The sequence below is a fragment of the Pseudomonadota bacterium genome (assembly GCA_037200975.1).
Lineage (GTDB): Bacteria > Pseudomonadota > Gammaproteobacteria > Steroidobacterales > Steroidobacteraceae > CADEED01.
Genome location: JBBCGI010000001.1, coordinates 61,067 through 76,075, shown reverse-complemented (window position 1 = coordinate 76,075; position 15,009 = coordinate 61,067). Strand labels below are relative to the sequence as shown.

General features: G+C 65.4%; 15 protein-coding genes. 10 read left to right on the top strand and 5 right to left on the bottom strand.

The genetic code is table 11. The features are described 5' to 3' along the window. Nucleotides 1-22 precede the first annotated feature (22 nt). The 3 genes from WDO72_00385 to purB form a co-directional block, all read right to left on the bottom strand. Nucleotides 23-508 (bottom strand): NUDIX hydrolase, encoded by a 486-nt coding sequence (locus WDO72_00385; protein ID MEJ0084112.1) that lies wholly within the window; start codon nucleotides 506-508, stop codon nucleotides 23-25. A gap of 32 nt (nucleotides 509-540) precedes the next feature. Then, nucleotides 541-1,110, bottom strand: coding sequence for a hypothetical protein (locus WDO72_00380; GenBank protein MEJ0084111.1), 570 nt, complete (start codon nucleotides 1,108-1,110; stop codon nucleotides 541-543). Nucleotides 1,111-1,318: 208 nt separating this feature from the next. Continuing rightward, the gene (gene purB, locus WDO72_00375) at nucleotides 1,319-2,683 is read right to left on the bottom strand and encodes an adenylosuccinate lyase (GenBank protein MEJ0084110.1); all 1,365 of its coding nucleotides are present in this window, start codon (nucleotides 2,681-2,683) and stop codon (nucleotides 1,319-1,321) included. Between the two features lie 35 nt (nucleotides 2,684-2,718). Here purB and WDO72_00370 point away from each other — a divergent pair, with 35 nt between their 5' ends. From WDO72_00370 to WDO72_00340, 7 genes are all read left to right on the top strand, one after another. Next, complete coding sequence (locus tag WDO72_00370; GenBank protein MEJ0084109.1) at nucleotides 2,719-4,125, top strand: class II fumarate hydratase; 1,407 nt, start codon at nucleotides 2,719-2,721, stop codon at nucleotides 4,123-4,125. Beyond that, on the top strand, nucleotides 4,122-4,763 hold the full coding sequence (locus tag WDO72_00365; GenBank protein MEJ0084108.1) for a CoA pyrophosphatase: 642 nt from the start codon (nucleotides 4,122-4,124) through the stop codon (nucleotides 4,761-4,763). The genes WDO72_00370 and WDO72_00365 overlap by 4 nt, the downstream gene beginning before the upstream one ends. Further along, complete coding sequence (gene mazG / locus WDO72_00360) at nucleotides 4,760-5,557, top strand: nucleoside triphosphate pyrophosphohydrolase (protein MEJ0084107.1); 798 nt, start codon at nucleotides 4,760-4,762, stop codon at nucleotides 5,555-5,557. The genes WDO72_00365 and mazG overlap by 4 nt, the downstream gene beginning before the upstream one ends. Nucleotides 5,558-5,643: 86 nt before the next feature. Further along, entirely contained in the window at nucleotides 5,644-6,252 is a 609-nt protein-coding gene (locus WDO72_00355) for a glycine zipper 2TM domain-containing protein (GenBank protein ID MEJ0084106.1), read from the top strand. After that, on the top strand, nucleotides 6,252-6,671 hold the full coding sequence (locus WDO72_00350; protein ID MEJ0084105.1) for a PepSY domain-containing protein: 420 nt from the start codon (nucleotides 6,252-6,254) through the stop codon (nucleotides 6,669-6,671). Before WDO72_00355 ends, WDO72_00350 begins: the two co-directional genes overlap by 1 nt. After that, a complete protein-coding gene (locus WDO72_00345) occupies nucleotides 6,671-7,357 on the top strand; it encodes a response regulator transcription factor (protein ID MEJ0084104.1) in 687 nt (228 codons plus the stop codon). Before WDO72_00350 ends, WDO72_00345 begins: the two co-directional genes overlap by 1 nt. A 22-nt stretch (nucleotides 7,358-7,379) precedes the next feature. Next, entirely contained in the window at nucleotides 7,380-8,756 is a 1,377-nt protein-coding gene (locus WDO72_00340) for an ATP-binding protein (GenBank protein MEJ0084103.1), read from the top strand. Between the two features lie 20 nt (nucleotides 8,757-8,776). Here WDO72_00340 and WDO72_00335 read toward each other — a convergent pair whose 3' ends face one another. Together WDO72_00335 and WDO72_00330 are read right to left on the bottom strand one after the other, a co-directional pair. Then, a complete protein-coding gene (locus tag WDO72_00335) occupies nucleotides 8,777-10,336 on the bottom strand; it encodes an aldehyde dehydrogenase family protein (GenBank protein MEJ0084102.1) in 1,560 nt (519 codons plus the stop codon). Beyond that, a complete protein-coding gene (locus WDO72_00330) occupies nucleotides 10,333-11,538 on the bottom strand; it encodes a saccharopine dehydrogenase C-terminal domain-containing protein (protein MEJ0084101.1) in 1,206 nt (401 codons plus the stop codon). Before WDO72_00330 ends, WDO72_00335 begins: the two co-directional genes overlap by 4 nt. A 57-nt stretch (nucleotides 11,539-11,595) precedes the next feature. Between WDO72_00330 and WDO72_00325 the strand changes: the two genes are divergently transcribed. Genes WDO72_00325 through WDO72_00315 form a run of 3 tightly spaced genes read left to right on the top strand, consistent with a single transcriptional unit; the run spans nucleotide 11,596 to nucleotide 15,005 of the window. Next, on the top strand, nucleotides 11,596-12,972 hold the full coding sequence (locus tag WDO72_00325; protein ID MEJ0084100.1) for a 3-deoxy-7-phosphoheptulonate synthase class II: 1,377 nt from the start codon (nucleotides 11,596-11,598) through the stop codon (nucleotides 12,970-12,972). Nucleotides 12,973-12,989: 17 nt separating this feature from the next. After that, nucleotides 12,990-14,318 carry an NADP-dependent isocitrate dehydrogenase gene (gene icd, locus WDO72_00320; protein MEJ0084099.1) on the top strand — a complete coding sequence of 443 codons (1,329 nt, stop codon included), beginning with the start codon at nucleotides 12,990-12,992 and terminating at the stop codon, nucleotides 14,316-14,318. A 51-nt stretch (nucleotides 14,319-14,369) separates the two neighbouring features. Continuing rightward, nucleotides 14,370-15,005, top strand: coding sequence for a uracil-DNA glycosylase (locus WDO72_00315; protein ID MEJ0084098.1), 636 nt, complete (start codon nucleotides 14,370-14,372; stop codon nucleotides 15,003-15,005). Nucleotides 15,006-15,009: the final 4 nt, after the last annotated feature.

The window sequence follows — 15,009 nt, the reverse complement described above, 5'->3', positions numbered from 1 at the left end:
CCCACTTTCCCCACCCGGCACCCTAGAGGTTCACCACGTTGGCGATCTGCGCTGCGGTATCGAGGCCGAGGCAGGCCACGGATTCGAGCGGCTGGCGCTGGCCGTGCAGGTAGTCGTCGATGCAACGCAGGACCAGCGGCGAGCGCAGCCGGTGCGGTTGCGCCCGAAGTTGTTCGTGGCTCAGCCAGACGGCGCGCACGATGCCGGTGTCGAGCGGCTGTTGCGGCATGTGGTCGTCGACGCTGCCGCAGAAGGCGAAACGCAGGTAGCTGCGGCCCGTATCCGGATTGCGCCACAGGTAGGTGCCGACCATCGCCTCGGGATTGAAGCGCCACGCGGTTTCTTCACGCGCCTCGCGCACCGCGGCTTCGACCAGGGTCTCGGCGTCTTCCAGATGGCCGGCGGGTTGATTGAGCACCAGCCGGCCGGCGACGCGTTCTTCGACGATGAGGAAGCGGCCCTCGCGTTCGACGATGGCGGCTACCGTAACCTCGGGATTGCTGCTCATCGTGGACAGATCGCGCGCGCTAACTAGTGCGATCAGCGGATCGCCTGGCGCGACGCTTCGTCGGCCACGCTTGCCTGCCAGATCTCATCGAATTCGTCGAGGTACTGGCGGGCGACCGGCGGATTGTTGAGATCGGCGACGCCGTCCCAGCGATCCGAATGTACGCGATAGACGATCGCGCGATCGTCGGCGATCAGGTAACCGCAGGCGCGTTGCCGCGCGGCGCCCACCGCGGGGCGGATGTCGATGCAGCTGGTGAGCCTGCGGCCCATGGCGATGAAACGGTTGTTGTCGCGCAGCAGCCGGCCCGAGTCGGACAGCAACACGCGCACCTTCGCGAAGCGGCGCGCCAGCACGAAACGTTTGACGATCTCGAGGAAACCGTTCTGGTCGTACAGGTCCGGCTCGAGGTCCGGCGTGTAGATGGACATCAGTCGCTGGGCGCTGAGCGCCACGGCGTCGATGGCCGCGCGCATCTCCTCGAGCGAGCTGATGACGCGGACCTGATTCTCCGCAGGGGCGCTGGATTCGGCGGGCAATGCCACGCCCGGCGCCGCACCGCGCTGCGAAAATCTCGTGAAGTCGAATTCCCCGGTCGTCATGTTCGACGACATCTCCCCGATTGAAAGACCCGTTCGGATTGTGATCTGTGCCCGCGAAAGGGTAGGTGGCTTGCCGCAGGTTCAGTGCCAAATGCGTCACGCTTTCATCGGGTTTTTCGCGCATCCGGCGGCAAAACGTGTGCTGGTTCGCACTTTGGGCGTCACCGGCGCGGCGCCACATAAGGAGAAACCGATAGCTGCTAGGCGATCAGATCGAACGGGCCATTTGCGCGGCCAGGCCCAGATACTGCTGCGGCGCCAGGGCCTTGAGGCGCGCGCGTTCCGCCGGCGGCAGCGGTAGTTTGTCGATGAACGCGCCGATGGCGGCCGCGTCGACCTGCGTGCCGCGGGTGAAATCCTTGAGCAGTTCGTAGCCGTTGGGCACACCGGCGGCGCGCAGCGCGGTCTGCAGCGCCTCGCCCAGCACCTCGTACGCGCGCTCGATGTCCTGCGCAATACGCGCCGGATCCGCGGCGATCTTGCCGAGGCCGCGTTGCAGCGCGTTCCAGGCGATGAGACTGTGCGCGAGCGCGACGCCCACGTTGCGCAGCACCGTGGAATCGGTGAGGTCGCGCTGCCAGCGCGAGATGGGTAGTTTGGCCGCGAAGTGATGCAGCAGGGCGTTGGCGATGCCGAGATTGCCCTCGGCATTCTCGAAATCGATCGGGTTGACCTTGTGCGGCATGGTCGAGGAGCCGACTTCACCCGCGACCGCGCGCTGGCGCAGATAGCCTAGCGAGATATACCCCCAGGTATCGCGCGAAAAATCGATGAGGATGGTGTTGATGCCCGCGAGCGCATCGCAGTACTCGCCGATCCAGTCGTGCGGCTCGATCTGCGTGGAGTATTCGTTCCAGGCGAGGCCCTGCGATTCGATGAAGGTGCGGCTCACGGCCGGCCAGTCCACGGCGGGCAGCGCCGCGACGTGCGCGTTGTAGTTGCCGACCGCGCCATTCCACTTGGCGAGGATCTCCACCTTGTCGAGCCGCGCCTGCGCGCGGCGCAACCGGGCGACGACGTTCGCGAATTCCTTGCCGAGCGTGGTGGGGCTCGCGGTCTGGCCATGCGTGCGCGACAACATCGGCAGCGCGGCGTGTTCGTGCGCGAAACCGCGCAGCCGCTCGATGAGTTTCTCGAGATCGGTAGTGAGGACGGTGCGCGCCGCGCGCAGCATGCGCGCGTAGGCGAGGTTGTTGATGTCCTCGGAGGTGCAGCCGAAATGGACGAGCTCGAGCACCGCGGGTGTGGCGCCGCTCGCGGCGAGTTTCTCGCGCACGAAATATTCGACCGCCTTCACGTCGTGATTGATGCGCGCCTCGATGGTTTTGACCGCCGCGGCGGCCTCGTCGCCGGGCTCGAGTGCGAGAATTGCGGCAAGCTGCTTCACGGCTGGCGGCAGCGGCTGCGCCAGCAGCTGCGGGACCGCCTCGGCCAGCGACAGCAACCAGGCCGCCTCGATGCGCACACGCTCGCGGATCAGCCCGCTTTCCGACAAGACGGCGCGCAAGCTGTCAGCCCCCTTGCGATAACGGCCGTCGATGGGAGAGAGCGCGGAGAGGGCTGCCGGTTCCAAAAGTTGCCTCGAGTCGGGTGGTAGACTGGCCGCGCATGATATCGCAAGGCGACACCCGCAAAGAGCACGACAGCTTCGGTGAGATCGAAGTGGCCGCGGATGCGATGTGGGGTGCGCAGACCGAACGGGCGCGCCGCAATTTCCACTTGAGCGGCCGTCCTCTGCCGGGGGATTTCATCGCCGCGCTGGCATTGATCAAGGCTGCCGCCGCGCGTGCCAACGCGGCGCTGGGCCTGTTGCCCGCTGCCACGGCCGCCGCCATCGCCGAGGCCGCGCTGGCCGTCGCGCGTGGCGACCATGCGAGCCAGTTTCCGCTCGACGTCTTCCAGACCGGCAGCGGCACCAGCACCAACATGAATGCGAACGAGGTGATCGCCACGCTCGCCAGCCGCGCGCTCGGCACACCGGTGCACGCGAACGATCACGTCAACATGTGCCAGAGCAGCAACGACGCGATCCCGAGCGCGATTCACGTGAGCGCGGTGCTCGCGGCGCGCCGCGAGTTGCTGCCGGCACTCGACGAACTGCGCGCGGTGCTGGCCGCCAAGGAAAGCGCCTGGGCCAAGGTGCTCAAGACGGGGCGCACGCATCTCATGGATGCGACGCCGCTGACACTCGGCCAGGAAGCGTCCGGCTGGCGCGCGCAGATCGAGCGGTCGATCGAGCGGCTGGGAGACTCGGAAAAGCGCCTGTTGGCGCTGGCGCAGGGCGGCACGGCCATCGGCACGGGCATCAACGCGCATGAGGAATTCGCGGCGCGTTTCATCACGGAGCTGCGCCAACTCACCGGCGTGCCGTTCAGCACGGCGGGCAATTTTTTCGCCGCGATGGGTACGCAGGACGCGGCGGTCGAATATTCGGGGCAGCTGCGCACGCTGGCCGTGTCGCTCATGAAGATCGTCAACGACCTGCGCTGGATGGGTTCGGGTCCGCTCGCCGGCCTGGGTGAATTGAAACTGCCGGCGCTGCAGCCGGGCAGCAGCATCATGCCCGGCAAGGTCAATCCGGTGATTCCCGAGGCTGTGGCCATGGTCGCGGCGCAGGTCATGGGTCTCGATGCGGCCATCGCGGTGGCCGGCCAGTCCGGCAACTTCCAGCTCAACGTGATGTTGCCGCTGGTGGCCAACAATCTGCTGCAAGCGATCCACCTGCTGGCGAACGCGGCGCGCGCGCTGGCGACGCAGTGCATCGCCGGCATCGAACCCGACATCGCGCGGCTCGACGATGCGCTGGCGCGCAATCCCATTCTCGCCACCGCATTGAACCCGGCCATCGGGTACGAACGCGCGGCGGCCATCGCCAAGCGGGCGTACGCCGAGAATCGCGCGGTGTTCGACGTCGCGCTGGAGATGTCCGGCCTGCCGGAAGACGAACTGCGCCGCCTGCTCGATCCGGCGACGCTCACGCGCGGCGGCCTGCACGGCGGCGGAGGCGGGGGTTGAGCCAGGCCGATTTCGATCTGCGCGCCAGGATTCTCAGACGTTTCGAGGGCACGCAGCCACGCCGCGAGCTCGCCGACTGGCGCCTGCTCGGCATCGACGCCGAGCGCGGCCGCAAACTGGAGCAGCATTTTCCCGCCGATCCGGTGCCCGCCGCGGTGCTGGTGCCGCTGGTCGACCGGCCGGAGGGCCTGACCGTGCTGCTCACGCAGCGTGCCTCGCAGATGGCCAAACATGCGGCGCAGATTTCTTTTCCGGGTGGGCGCCTCGAGGAATCCGACCCGGACGTGGCGTTCGCCGCGTTGCGCGAGGCGCAGGAGGAGATCGGCCTCGATCCTTCGCACGTGCGCGTCTTCGGCTATCTACCCGATCACCTGGTCGTCAGCGGCTTTCGCGTGACGCCGGTGTTGTCGCTGGTGACGCCGCCGTTTTCGCTCGAGCTCAACCCGGCCGAGGTGGCGGAGGCTTTCGAAGTTCCCGTGAGCCACATCTTCGACTCGAAGAACCACAAGGCGCGGCTGCGCCGCGTCGGCGACGAAGACATGTTGCTTTTCGATCTACCCTGGAACGGGCACAACATCTGGGGCGCCACGGCCGGCATGTTGATGACGCTGGTGCGCATGGTGGAGGAATCGCAGTGAATGACGATGGCGCGGCCCGCTCGCTGGCGCGGTTGCTCGGCATCATGCGCCGGCTGCGCGACCCGGACGGCGGCTGCCCCTGGGATCGCGAACAGGATTTCCAGACGATCGCTCCTTACACCATCGAAGAAGCGTACGAAGTGGCCGAGGCCATCGCGCGCGGCAATCCAGCGGCGCTCGAGGGGGAGCTCGGCGATCTGCTGTTCCAGGTGGTTTTCCATGCGCAACTCGGCAGCGAACGTGGCTGGTTCGATTTCGCGAGCGTGGCCGACGCGATCTCCAACAAATTGACCGAGCGGCATCCGCATGTCTTCGCCGGTGCGAAGGTTGCATCGACCGCCGAGCAGAACCAGGCGTGGGAAGAACACAAGGCGCGCGAGCGCGCGGCGAATCCCGCGGCCGCCGGCAGCGAACTCGCCGATGTGCCGCTGGCGCTGCCGGCGCTGGCGCGCGCCGCCAAGCTCGGCAAACGCGCCGGGCGCGTCGGGTTCGATTGGCCCGATGCAACCGGGGTGCGCGAGAAGATAGACGAGGAACTGCGTGAGGTGGCCGGAGCCGTGCCCGCGCAACGCGCCGAGGAGCTCGGCGACCTGTTGTTCGCCGTGGCGAACTGGGCGCGCCATCTGCGCGTCGACGCGGAGGAGGCCCTGCGCCTCGCCAACGCGAAGTTCGAACGGCGGTTCCGCGCAATGGAGGCGTTGGCGGCGGGACGCTCGCTCACGCTCCAGAGCCTCGATGCCGCGGCCTGGGATGCGTTGTGGAACGAGGTCAAAAAGGCCGAAAAATCCGGCTGAATCGTCAGGTGCGGGGCGTTCAGTAAGGATTCATGGACGCCTTCGTACAGTAGCGCCACGGTGGAATTCCCACCGCTGGAGGCTCTATGTCGATCAGCAGCAAAAAGGTCTTGATGGGTGTCCTGGCCGCGACGATCACCTTCGCGAGCGCCGGTGCGTTCGCCCAGGATCATCGGTACGACGACCGGCCGGATGATCGTTACGACACTCGTTACGACGACCGTGACGGCGCGTACGACTACGCGAAAGTCCTCGACGTGCAGCCGCTGGTCACCCGCGTTCGCGTCAGCACGCCGGCGCAGGAATGCTGGGATGAAACGCGCTACGACCAGGGCGGTTATCGGGGTCCGGACTCGCGCACCGCGGGCGGCACCTTGCTCGGCGCGGTGATCGGTGCCGCGATCGGCAACCAGATCGGTCATGGCGACGGCCGTCGCGCGGCCACCGCCGCGGGCGCCATCATCGGAGCCGGCATCGGCAACAGCCAGGCGCAGCGCCGGGCCGGTTATCCCGCTCCGGCGTCGCGCGAGTACACCGTGCAGCGTTGCGAGACGCGTTACCACGACGAGTGGCAGGATCGCACCGATGGCTACCGCGTGACGTACCTGTACAACGGGCGCCGCCAGGTGACCGAACTGCCGTATCGCCCCGGCGACCGCATCCGCGTGCGGGTCGACGTGAGCCCCGCGCAGTAATGATCACGGAGCTGATCGCGATGGCGGTGTGGGCGACTCTCTTCACGACGAGGGTCGCCCGCATCGCGTTTCTCGAGCAAACCGTTAAACTCCGGCCCGTCATGAAGAAATTCCGCAGTGGCTTGTTGCCGGCCTTGCTTGTCGTCGCGGCGTTTGCGCCCGGCGCGTATGCCCGCAACATGCCGGGCCCCGAGTCCGCGGGCTCGACGGCCGAGCCGACGCGCGAGTTTGCCGTGCAGCGTGACGGCATATCTCTCAACGAAGCCGTCAGCCGTGCCGAAGCACAGTACAACGCGCGCGTGGTGCGCACCGACGTGGTCGATGAAGACGGCCGCAAGGTGTACGTGTTGAAGCTGCTGTCCGAAAAGGGCCGGGTCTTCACCGTGCGCATCGACGCCAACTCCGGACGGATGCGTTAGTGCGCGCGCTGGTGGTCGAGGACGAAGCCGCGTTGCGCGAAGGCCTGCGCGATCAGCTGGTCAAGCAGGGTTTTACCGTCGACATCGCAGCGGATGGCGAGGAAGGTTTGTTTGCCGGCAAGGAATACCCGCTCGACATCGCGGTGGTGGACCTGGGCCTGCCGAAAATTTCCGGTCTCGACCTCATCCGCGGTTTGCGTGCCGCGGGCAAGACGTTTCCGATCCTGATCCTCACCGCGCGCGATCGCTGGCAGGACAAGGTCGAAGGTTTGCAGGCCGGCGCCGACGACTACGTCGCCAAGCCTTATCACTTCGAAGAAGTGCTGGCGCGCATGCAGGCGCTGCTGCGCCGTGCGGGTGGCTGGGCAAGCCCCATCCTCGAGTGCGGTCCCATCAAGCTCGATACCCGCGCGCAGGCCATCACGCTGAACGGCGCGCCGGTCGAACTCACCAGTTTCGAATACCGCATCCTCGAACACATGATGCTGCGTGCCGGCGACGTGATCTCGAAGACCGAGCTCACCGAACGCCTGTACGACCAGGATTACGAACGCGACAGCAACGTGATCGAAGTCTTCATCGGCCGGTTGCGGCGCAAGCTCGACCCCGACGAGACGCTGCATCCGATCGAGACATTACGCGGCCGCGGTTATCGTTTCTCCATCCCGCGCACCCCGGGCGCGTAGTTAGTCGCGGGAAGTTCTCAGGGTGTCCCGACCATCGCTCCGGCGCCGGCTCATGTTGTCGGTGTTCGCCGTGCTGGTGGTGTTCTTCGCGCTCACGGTCTTCCTGCTGGACATGTTGTTCCGCCACGCCGCGGAACGCTCGCTGCGCGAACTGATGGACGCGCAGATGGTGGCGCTGATCGCGGCCGCCGATCCCGATGGGCCCGAATCCGTCACGCCCACGGCCGTGCTCGAAACGCGTTTCGATACGCCAGGCTCGGGTCTGTATGCCGAGATCCGCTCCGCGAGCGGTGAAAGTGTCTGGCGTTCCCAATCGACGACCGGCACTGCGGTGCAATTCGGTCCCGCGCTCGAGGGCGGCCAGCGCAGTTTTTTCTACACCGCGATCGCAGGAACCGACATCCGGCTCGCGGTGGCGAGTCGCGGCATCGTGTGGGACGACCTGCACGGTCGACCGGCGCGTTTCACCTTCAGCATCGCGTCGAGCCTCGAAGCCTACGAAGACCAGGTGGCCGGATTCCGGCAGCAGCTGGTTGGCTGGTTCGCGGGTCTCGCGCTGCTGTTCGTCGCGACGCTGGCGCTGCTGGTGAGCTGGCTGTCGCAGCCGATGCGACGTCTCGAGCGCGAGATCAAGGAAGTGGAAGCGGGCACGCGCGAACGGCTGGACGATGAATGGCCGGCCGAGCTCGTCGTGATCACCAGCAATCTGAACGCGTTGCTCGAAGGGGAGCGCGCCCGGATCAAGCGATATCGCGACACGCTCGGCAATCTCGCGCATAGCCTGAAGACGCCGCTGGCCGTCATGCGGCAGTCGTTGGGCAGCGGCCAGCCGCAGAACCGGCAGGTGCTCGACGCCGAGATCGAGCGCATGAACGACATCATCGAACATCAGATGAAACGCGCTGCCACCAGCGGCGGCGTCTTGTTAGGCCAGGCGCCGGTGGAACTTGCGCCGGTCGTGACCGAACTGCGGGTCGCCTTGCTCAAGGTCTACGGCAACAAGGATCTGCTGTTCGAGAACGCGGTCGCGCCCGGCGTGCAGTTCATCGGCGACCGCAACGATCTGACCGAACTGCTCGGCAACCTGCTCGACAACGCCTGCAAGTGGGCGAAATCGCGCGTGCGGATTGCCGCGGACATCGATGCAAAGGCGACGTCACGCGCGGCGCTGCTGGTCGTCATCGAAGACGACGGCCGCGGCATCGCCGAAGCGGATCGCGCCAGGGTGCTCGAGCGTGGGGGACGGGCCGACGAGGCGACGCCCGGTCACGGCATCGGGCTTTCGATGGTGCACGACTCGGTGGCGCTGTACGGCGGCACGATGCAGATCGACAGCTCGCCACTCGGCGGCGCGCGCTTCGAGCTCAAACTACCGGGCAGGTCTGGCCCCTCGTCCTAGGACAATGAGGCCGCCCCCATTTACGGGGCTTCTTTCACTTCGAAGGTAATGCCTTGGGCCAGCGGCAGCGCGCGGCTCCAGTTGATCGTGTTCGTCTGGCGGCGCATGTAGGCCTTCCAGGAATCGGAGCCCGATTCGCGACCGCCCCCGGTGTCTTTCTCGCCGCCGAACGCGCCGCCGATTTCCGCGCCCGAGGTGCCGATGTTCACGTTGGCGATGCCGCAGTCGCTGCCGGCGGCCGACAGGAACGCTTCGGCGTGTTGCAGGCGATCCGTGAAGATCGAGGAGGACAACCCATGCGCGGACGCGTTCTGCATCTCGATGGCTTCCTCGAGCGAATCGAACGGAATCAGGTACATGACGGGCGCGAAGGTCTCGTGCTGCACGATGGGCCAGTCGTTCTGCGCGCGAATGATCGTCGGCGCGACGAAGTTGCCTTTGCCTTCCAGGACCTTCTCGCCGGTCAACACCTTGCCGCCTGCGGCCTTCGCCTGCGCGATGGCCTGCGAATAACGCTCGACTGCACCCTGGTCGATGAGCGGACCCATCAGCGTCGTGGGATCGATCGGGTTGCCGATACGCACCTGTGCGTAGGCATGCACCAGTTTCTTTTCCAGTTCCTCGAGGCGCGAGCGATGCACGAGGACTCGGCGCGTGGTCGTGCAGCGTTGCCCGGCGGTTCCCACGGCGCCGAACACGATGGACGGGATGGCGAGTTTCAGATCCGCGGATTCATCCACGATGATCGCGTTGTTGCCGCCGAGCTCGAGCAGGCTCTTGCCAAGCCGGCGCGCGACGCGTTCGCCCACGTTGCGGCCGATCGCGGTCGAGCCGGTGAACGACACGAGCGCGACGCGTTTGTCGTCGACGAAACGCGTGGCGAGCTCGGTGCCGCCGTCGATGAACAGCTGGAAGATGGGCGGTAGTTTGTGCTCGCGCATCACCTGGTTGCAGATGTGCTGGACCGCGATCGCCGTCAGCGGCGTCTTGGGCGAGGGTTTCCACACCGAGACGTTGCCGCAGATGGCGGCCAGGAATGCATTCCACGCCCACACGGCAACCGGGAAATTGAAGGCGGAGATGATTCCGACTACGCCAAGCGGATGCCACTGCTCGTACATGCGGTGCTGCGGCCGCTCCGAATGCATCGTATTGCCGTACATCATGCGCGACTGGCCGACGGCGAAGTCCGCGATGTCGATCATCTCCTGGACTTCGCCGAGGCCCTCGGCCTTGATCTTGCCGTTTTCGAGCGTCACGAGCGCGCCGAGATCCGCTTTGGCGGCGCGCAGCGCGTCGCCTAACAATCTCACCGCTTCGCCGCGCGCCGGCGCGGGCACGTTGCGCCAGGCGAGGGCGGCTTCGACGCTCGAACGCAAGACGGCTTCGTAGTCGGTGATGGTGGCGCTGCGCACCTGCGCCAGTGTTTCGCCCGTGGCGGGGTTGGTCGACGTGATCGCCGCACCCGCGACATCCTTCGACCAGCCGAGGCTGCCCGACCAGGCGCCCGCATTGATGGAATCTATTCCGAGCCGCTTGAGGATACCGGCTATGTCAACGGTCACTTTCGCGGCGCTCATTTCTTCTTCCGTGCGGGTGTGGCGGGCTTGGCTACGGCCTTGGCGGCGCCCCTGCGCTGATGGCCGGCCTTGCCCGACACGACCACCGTCGACGACAGATCCTTGGTACCGCCCGGCGCGTAGTACTGGCCGAAGCGGTTGTCGAGAATGGCGGGCAGATCGAACTGCTCCTGCGCGACGAACCCTGCGAACTTGCGCGGGTTCGCGAGCACCAGATCCACCACCGAGGTGATGCCCGCGGCCGTCGTCACCTGGATCGCCGACCACAGCCGGCCCGCGATCATCTGCGGATAGATCTTGTTGACGTAGTTTTCCTCGCGCAATTCGCCGTCCTGCTTGCCCGACACGGCGGCGTACACGATCACGACGTCCTGCAACGTCTGCGGAACTGCATGCTCCAGCACGCGCTTGAGCGTGGCGCGATCCGAATTGAGCTTGAGGTCGTTCATGAGCAGGCGCATCTGCGCGCAGTGCCCCGGATAACGCATGGTCTTGTAGTTGATCTGTTCACACTGCTTGCCGTACGACTCCGCCAGCGAACCGAGTCCGCCGGAGGTGTTGAATGCCTCGTACAACGTGCCGTCGATCTCGATTTCCTCGAGGCCTTCGAGCGGCGCGGCGGCGACGATCTTGCCGTCGACCACCGATTCGCAGGGATTGCCGTACTCGTTGATGAGCCCCTCGGTGGACCAGGTCAGCGAATACTTGAGCACGTTGTTAGGGTGCTGGGGCAGGGCGCCGACCCGCAGCTTGATAGAGCGCAGTTCGTCGAAGTGCTTGGTGAGTTCGTTGGCCGCGATGCTGATGAAGCCGGGTGCCAGCCCACATTGGGGCACGAACGCCTTCGATGCACCGCGCGCGGTCCGCCGCACGGCCTGCGTGACCGCGACGTCCTCGGTCAGATCGAAATAGTGGGCATTGCCCTTGCGCGCTGCCTTGGCGACGGCTGGATTGCAGTAATAAGGCAGGCTGGAAATCACCGCGTGCGGCTTGAAGGTCCCGAAATGCTGGTCGAGCGCCTTCGCGTCGCTGGCGTCCAGCGCCACCGCGCGCAGGGACCGCGACCCATGCGCCTTGACCACGGCTTCAGCGGACTTTGCGTCCACATCGCCCAGAGTTACCTCGTAATCGCCGGATTCGGCCAACAGGCCGCTGATAAGAGCGCCGATTTTGCCGGCGCCCAGGACCAAAACTTTATGCATGGAAACCTCGTTGGGCCGTAGTGTGCCGTAACTGTCTGAATTAGAATACTTCCCACCATGCGTACCCCTGACACTGCCTCCTGGCACCCCGCGAGCTGGACCACCCGACCGGTACAACAGCAGCCCAAGTATTCCGATCCCGCCGCGCTCGAACGCGCCGTCGCGTCATTGTCGCGACTGCCGCCGCTGGTGGTCTCCTGGGAGATCGAACAGCTGCGTGAACGTCTCGCGGAAGCGCAGATCGGCAACAAGTTCCTGCTGATGGGCGGCGACTGCGCCGAGACCTTCGAGGAATGTGAATCCGACAAGATCGCCAAGAAGCTCAAGATCCTGTTGCAGATGAGTCTCGTGCTGCTGCACGGCCTCAAGAAACCCATCATTCGCGTGGGCCGCATGGCCGGCCAATATGCCAAGCCGCGTTCGGCCGACACCGAAACGCGTAACGGCGTGACGCTGCCGGCGTTCCGCGGCGATCTGGTGAATCGTTCCGAGTTCACCGCCGAGGCGCGCGAACCCGATCCGACGCTGCTGCTGCGTGGCTACGAACGCGCGGCGCTCACGTTGAACTTCGTGCGCGCGCTGTGTGATGGCGGCTTCGCGGATCTGCATCACCCGAGATACTGGGATCTCGGTTTCATGAAACATTCGCCGCTGATCGAGCAGTACCAGAAGATCGTCGACTCGATCGGCGACTCGCTCGACTTCTTCGAACGCGTGAGCGGCGGCCGCGCGCCGCATGAAGTCACCGCCGTCGATTTCTTCGCCTCGCACGAAGGCCTGCTCATGCACTACGAGCAGGCGCAGACCCGTTACATCGAGCGCAACAAGCGCTGGTACAACCTGTCGACACACATGCCGTGGATCGGCATGCGCACCGCGCAGCTCGAGGGCGCGCACGTGGAGTTCTTCCGCGGCATCGCGAACCCGATGGGCGTGAAGATAGGCCCCGCAATGGATGCCGCCTGGCTGCAGGGGCTCGTGACGACGTTGAACCCGCAGAACACGCCCGGACGTCTCACCATCATCCATCGCTTCGGCGCAAAGGATGTCGAGAAGGGCCTGCCCAAGATGATCAAGGCGGTCCGCGAGACCGGCCACCAGGTGCTGTGGGTCTGCGACCCCATGCACGGCAACACCGAGACCAGTTCGGGTGGTTTGAAGACGCGCCGCTTCGAGAACATCCTCAAGGAGCTCGAGCTGTCGTTCAAGGTGCACGAGGACAACGGCTCGTTCCTGGGCGGCGTCCACATCGAATTGACCGGCGAAGACGTCACCGAATGCACGGGCGGCGCGCGCGGGCTGACCGACGCGGATCTCGCGCGGGCGTACAAGTCCACCGTCGATCCGCGCCTGAACTACGAACAGGCGCTGGAGATGGCGATGTTGATCGGCCGGCACGGTCCCGGCACACACGGATCCGGGCCGGCACGTTAATTGCTGTCTGGTACAGCATGAAATACGAAAAGATCACGGTACCCACAGTCGGCCAGCGCATCACGATCAATCCGGACTCGTCGCTCAACGTTCCGGACCAACCCATCATCGCTTTCATCGAAGGCGACGGAATCGGCATCGACATCACGCCGGTGATGTTGAAGGTGGTGAACGCGGCCGTGCAGAAGGCCTACGGTGGCAAGCGCAAGATCTCGTGGGTGGAGGTCTTTGCGGGCGACAAGGCTACCAAGGTGTACGGCACCGGGTTTCCGGACGAAACGCTGACGGCATTGCGCGACTTCGTCGTCTCCATCAAGGGCCCGCTCGGCACGCCGGTGGGCGGTGGCATGCGCTCGCTGAACGTGGCCATGCGCCAGAACCTCGATCTGTACGCCTGCGTACGCCCGATCCGCTATTTCCCCGGCGTCTCGACGCCGATGGCGGATGCCTCGCTCACCGACATGGTCGTGTTCCGCGAGAACACCGAAGACATCTACGCCGGCATCGAGTGGCCGACCGGCTCGGAAGAAGTCCACAAGCTCATCCATTTTCTGCAGAGCGAGCTCAAGGTGAGCGGCATCCGCTTCCCGGCGAGTTCGGGTATCGGCATCAAGCCGGTGTCGAAAGAGGGCAGCCAGCGCCTGGTGCGCAAGGCCATCCAGTACGCCATCGAAAACGATCGCGTGTCGGTGAGCCTGGTGCACAAGGGCAACATCATGAAGTACACCGAAGGTGCCTTCATGCAGTGGGGCTATCTACTCGCGAAGGAAGAGTACGGTGCCAAACCCATCGGCAACGGCCCGTGGTGCAGCTTCAAGAACCCCGTCAACGGCAAGGAAATCGTCGTCAAGGACGTGATCGCCGACAACTTCCTGCAGCAGGTACTGCTGCGGCCGGAAGACTACGACGTGATCGCCACGCTCAACCTCAACGGCGACTACATCTCGGATGCGCTGGCGGCACAGGTGGGCGGCATCGGCATCGCGCCGGGCGGCAACATCGGCGACGGCTTGGCGGTGTTCGAAGCCACACACGGTACCGCGCCGGGGTTCGCCGGCAAGGATCGCGTGAACCCGGGTAGTTTGATCCTGTCGGCGGAGATGATGCTGCGTTACATCGGCTGGAAGGAAGCCGCGGAGCTCATCCTGCAGGGCGTGGCCGACACCATCGCCGCCAAGGAAATGACTTACGACCTGGCGCGTTTGCGCGAAGCCATCCGTGCGACGAAACGCGACATCGCCGCGCGCAAGAACGTCGAGGAAGACCTGCAGCGCCTGATCCCGGGCGCCACGTTGTTGACCTGTTCGGGATTCGGCGACGCCATCATCCGGCGCATGCAGGGATAGTTCGCGCGCCGCGCGATTCCGACATCGCTTCTGTTTCTATGAGGGGGAATATTGGCGGCGACCTTCTGTCCCGACTGCACGCTGTGCCCGCGGCTGTCTTCGTTTCTGGCGAAATCCGCGCACCAGAACCCCGACTATCACAGCAAACCTGTCGCGCCTTTCGGTGATGTCCAGCCCAGGCTGCTGATCGTGGGGCTGGCGCCCGGCATGCATGGCGCCAATCGCACCGGCCGCCCGTTCACCGGGGATTACGCCGGGATACTCTTATATAAGTCGCTGCACGAGCTGGGCCTCGCCAGCGCGGAGACTTCGGTGGACCGCTTCGATGGCTTGAAACTGCCCGGCGTTCGCATTACGAATGCCGTCAAATGCCTGCCGCCGGAAAACAAACCGCTGCCCGTCGAGATCAAGACCTGCAACCAGTACCTGGCGGCGGAGCTGGCGAAGCTGACGTCGGTGCAGGCGGTCCTCGCTCTGGGCACCGTCGCGCACGACGCGGTGTTGACGGCTTCCGGCCTCAAACGCGCCGCGGCGAAGTTCGGCCATGGCAACGAATTCGAATTGCCCGGCGGCCGGCACATGATCGATTCCTATCATTGCAGCCGCTACAACACGCAGACGCGCCGGCTCACCACCGACATGTTTCGCGCCGTCCTGCGGCGCGCGGCGGACCTTGCGGGCCTGTGAGGCG

Coding starts and splice junctions, on each gene's coding strand:
- WDO72_00335 (MEJ0084102.1), bottom strand. CDS start 10,336: ATGAGCGCCGCGAAAGTGACCGTTGACATAGCCGGTATCCTCAAGCGG.
- WDO72_00325 (MEJ0084100.1), top strand. CDS start 11,596: ATGCGTACCCCTGACACTGCCTCCTGGCACCCCGCGAGCTGGACCACC.
- icd (MEJ0084099.1), top strand. CDS start 12,990: ATGAAATACGAAAAGATCACGGTACCCACAGTCGGCCAGCGCATCACG.
- WDO72_00380 (MEJ0084111.1), bottom strand. CDS start 1,110: ATGACGACCGGGGAATTCGACTTCACGAGATTTTCGCAGCGCGGTGCG.
- WDO72_00350 (MEJ0084105.1), top strand. CDS start 6,252: ATGATCACGGAGCTGATCGCGATGGCGGTGTGGGCGACTCTCTTCACG.
- WDO72_00385 (MEJ0084112.1), bottom strand. CDS start 508: ATGAGCAGCAATCCCGAGGTTACGGTAGCCGCCATCGTCGAACGCGAG.
- WDO72_00330 (MEJ0084101.1), bottom strand. CDS start 11,538: ATGCATAAAGTTTTGGTCCTGGGCGCCGGCAAAATCGGCGCTCTTATC.
- WDO72_00370 (MEJ0084109.1), top strand. CDS start 2,719: ATGATATCGCAAGGCGACACCCGCAAAGAGCACGACAGCTTCGGTGAG.
- WDO72_00355 (MEJ0084106.1), top strand. CDS start 5,644: ATGTCGATCAGCAGCAAAAAGGTCTTGATGGGTGTCCTGGCCGCGACG.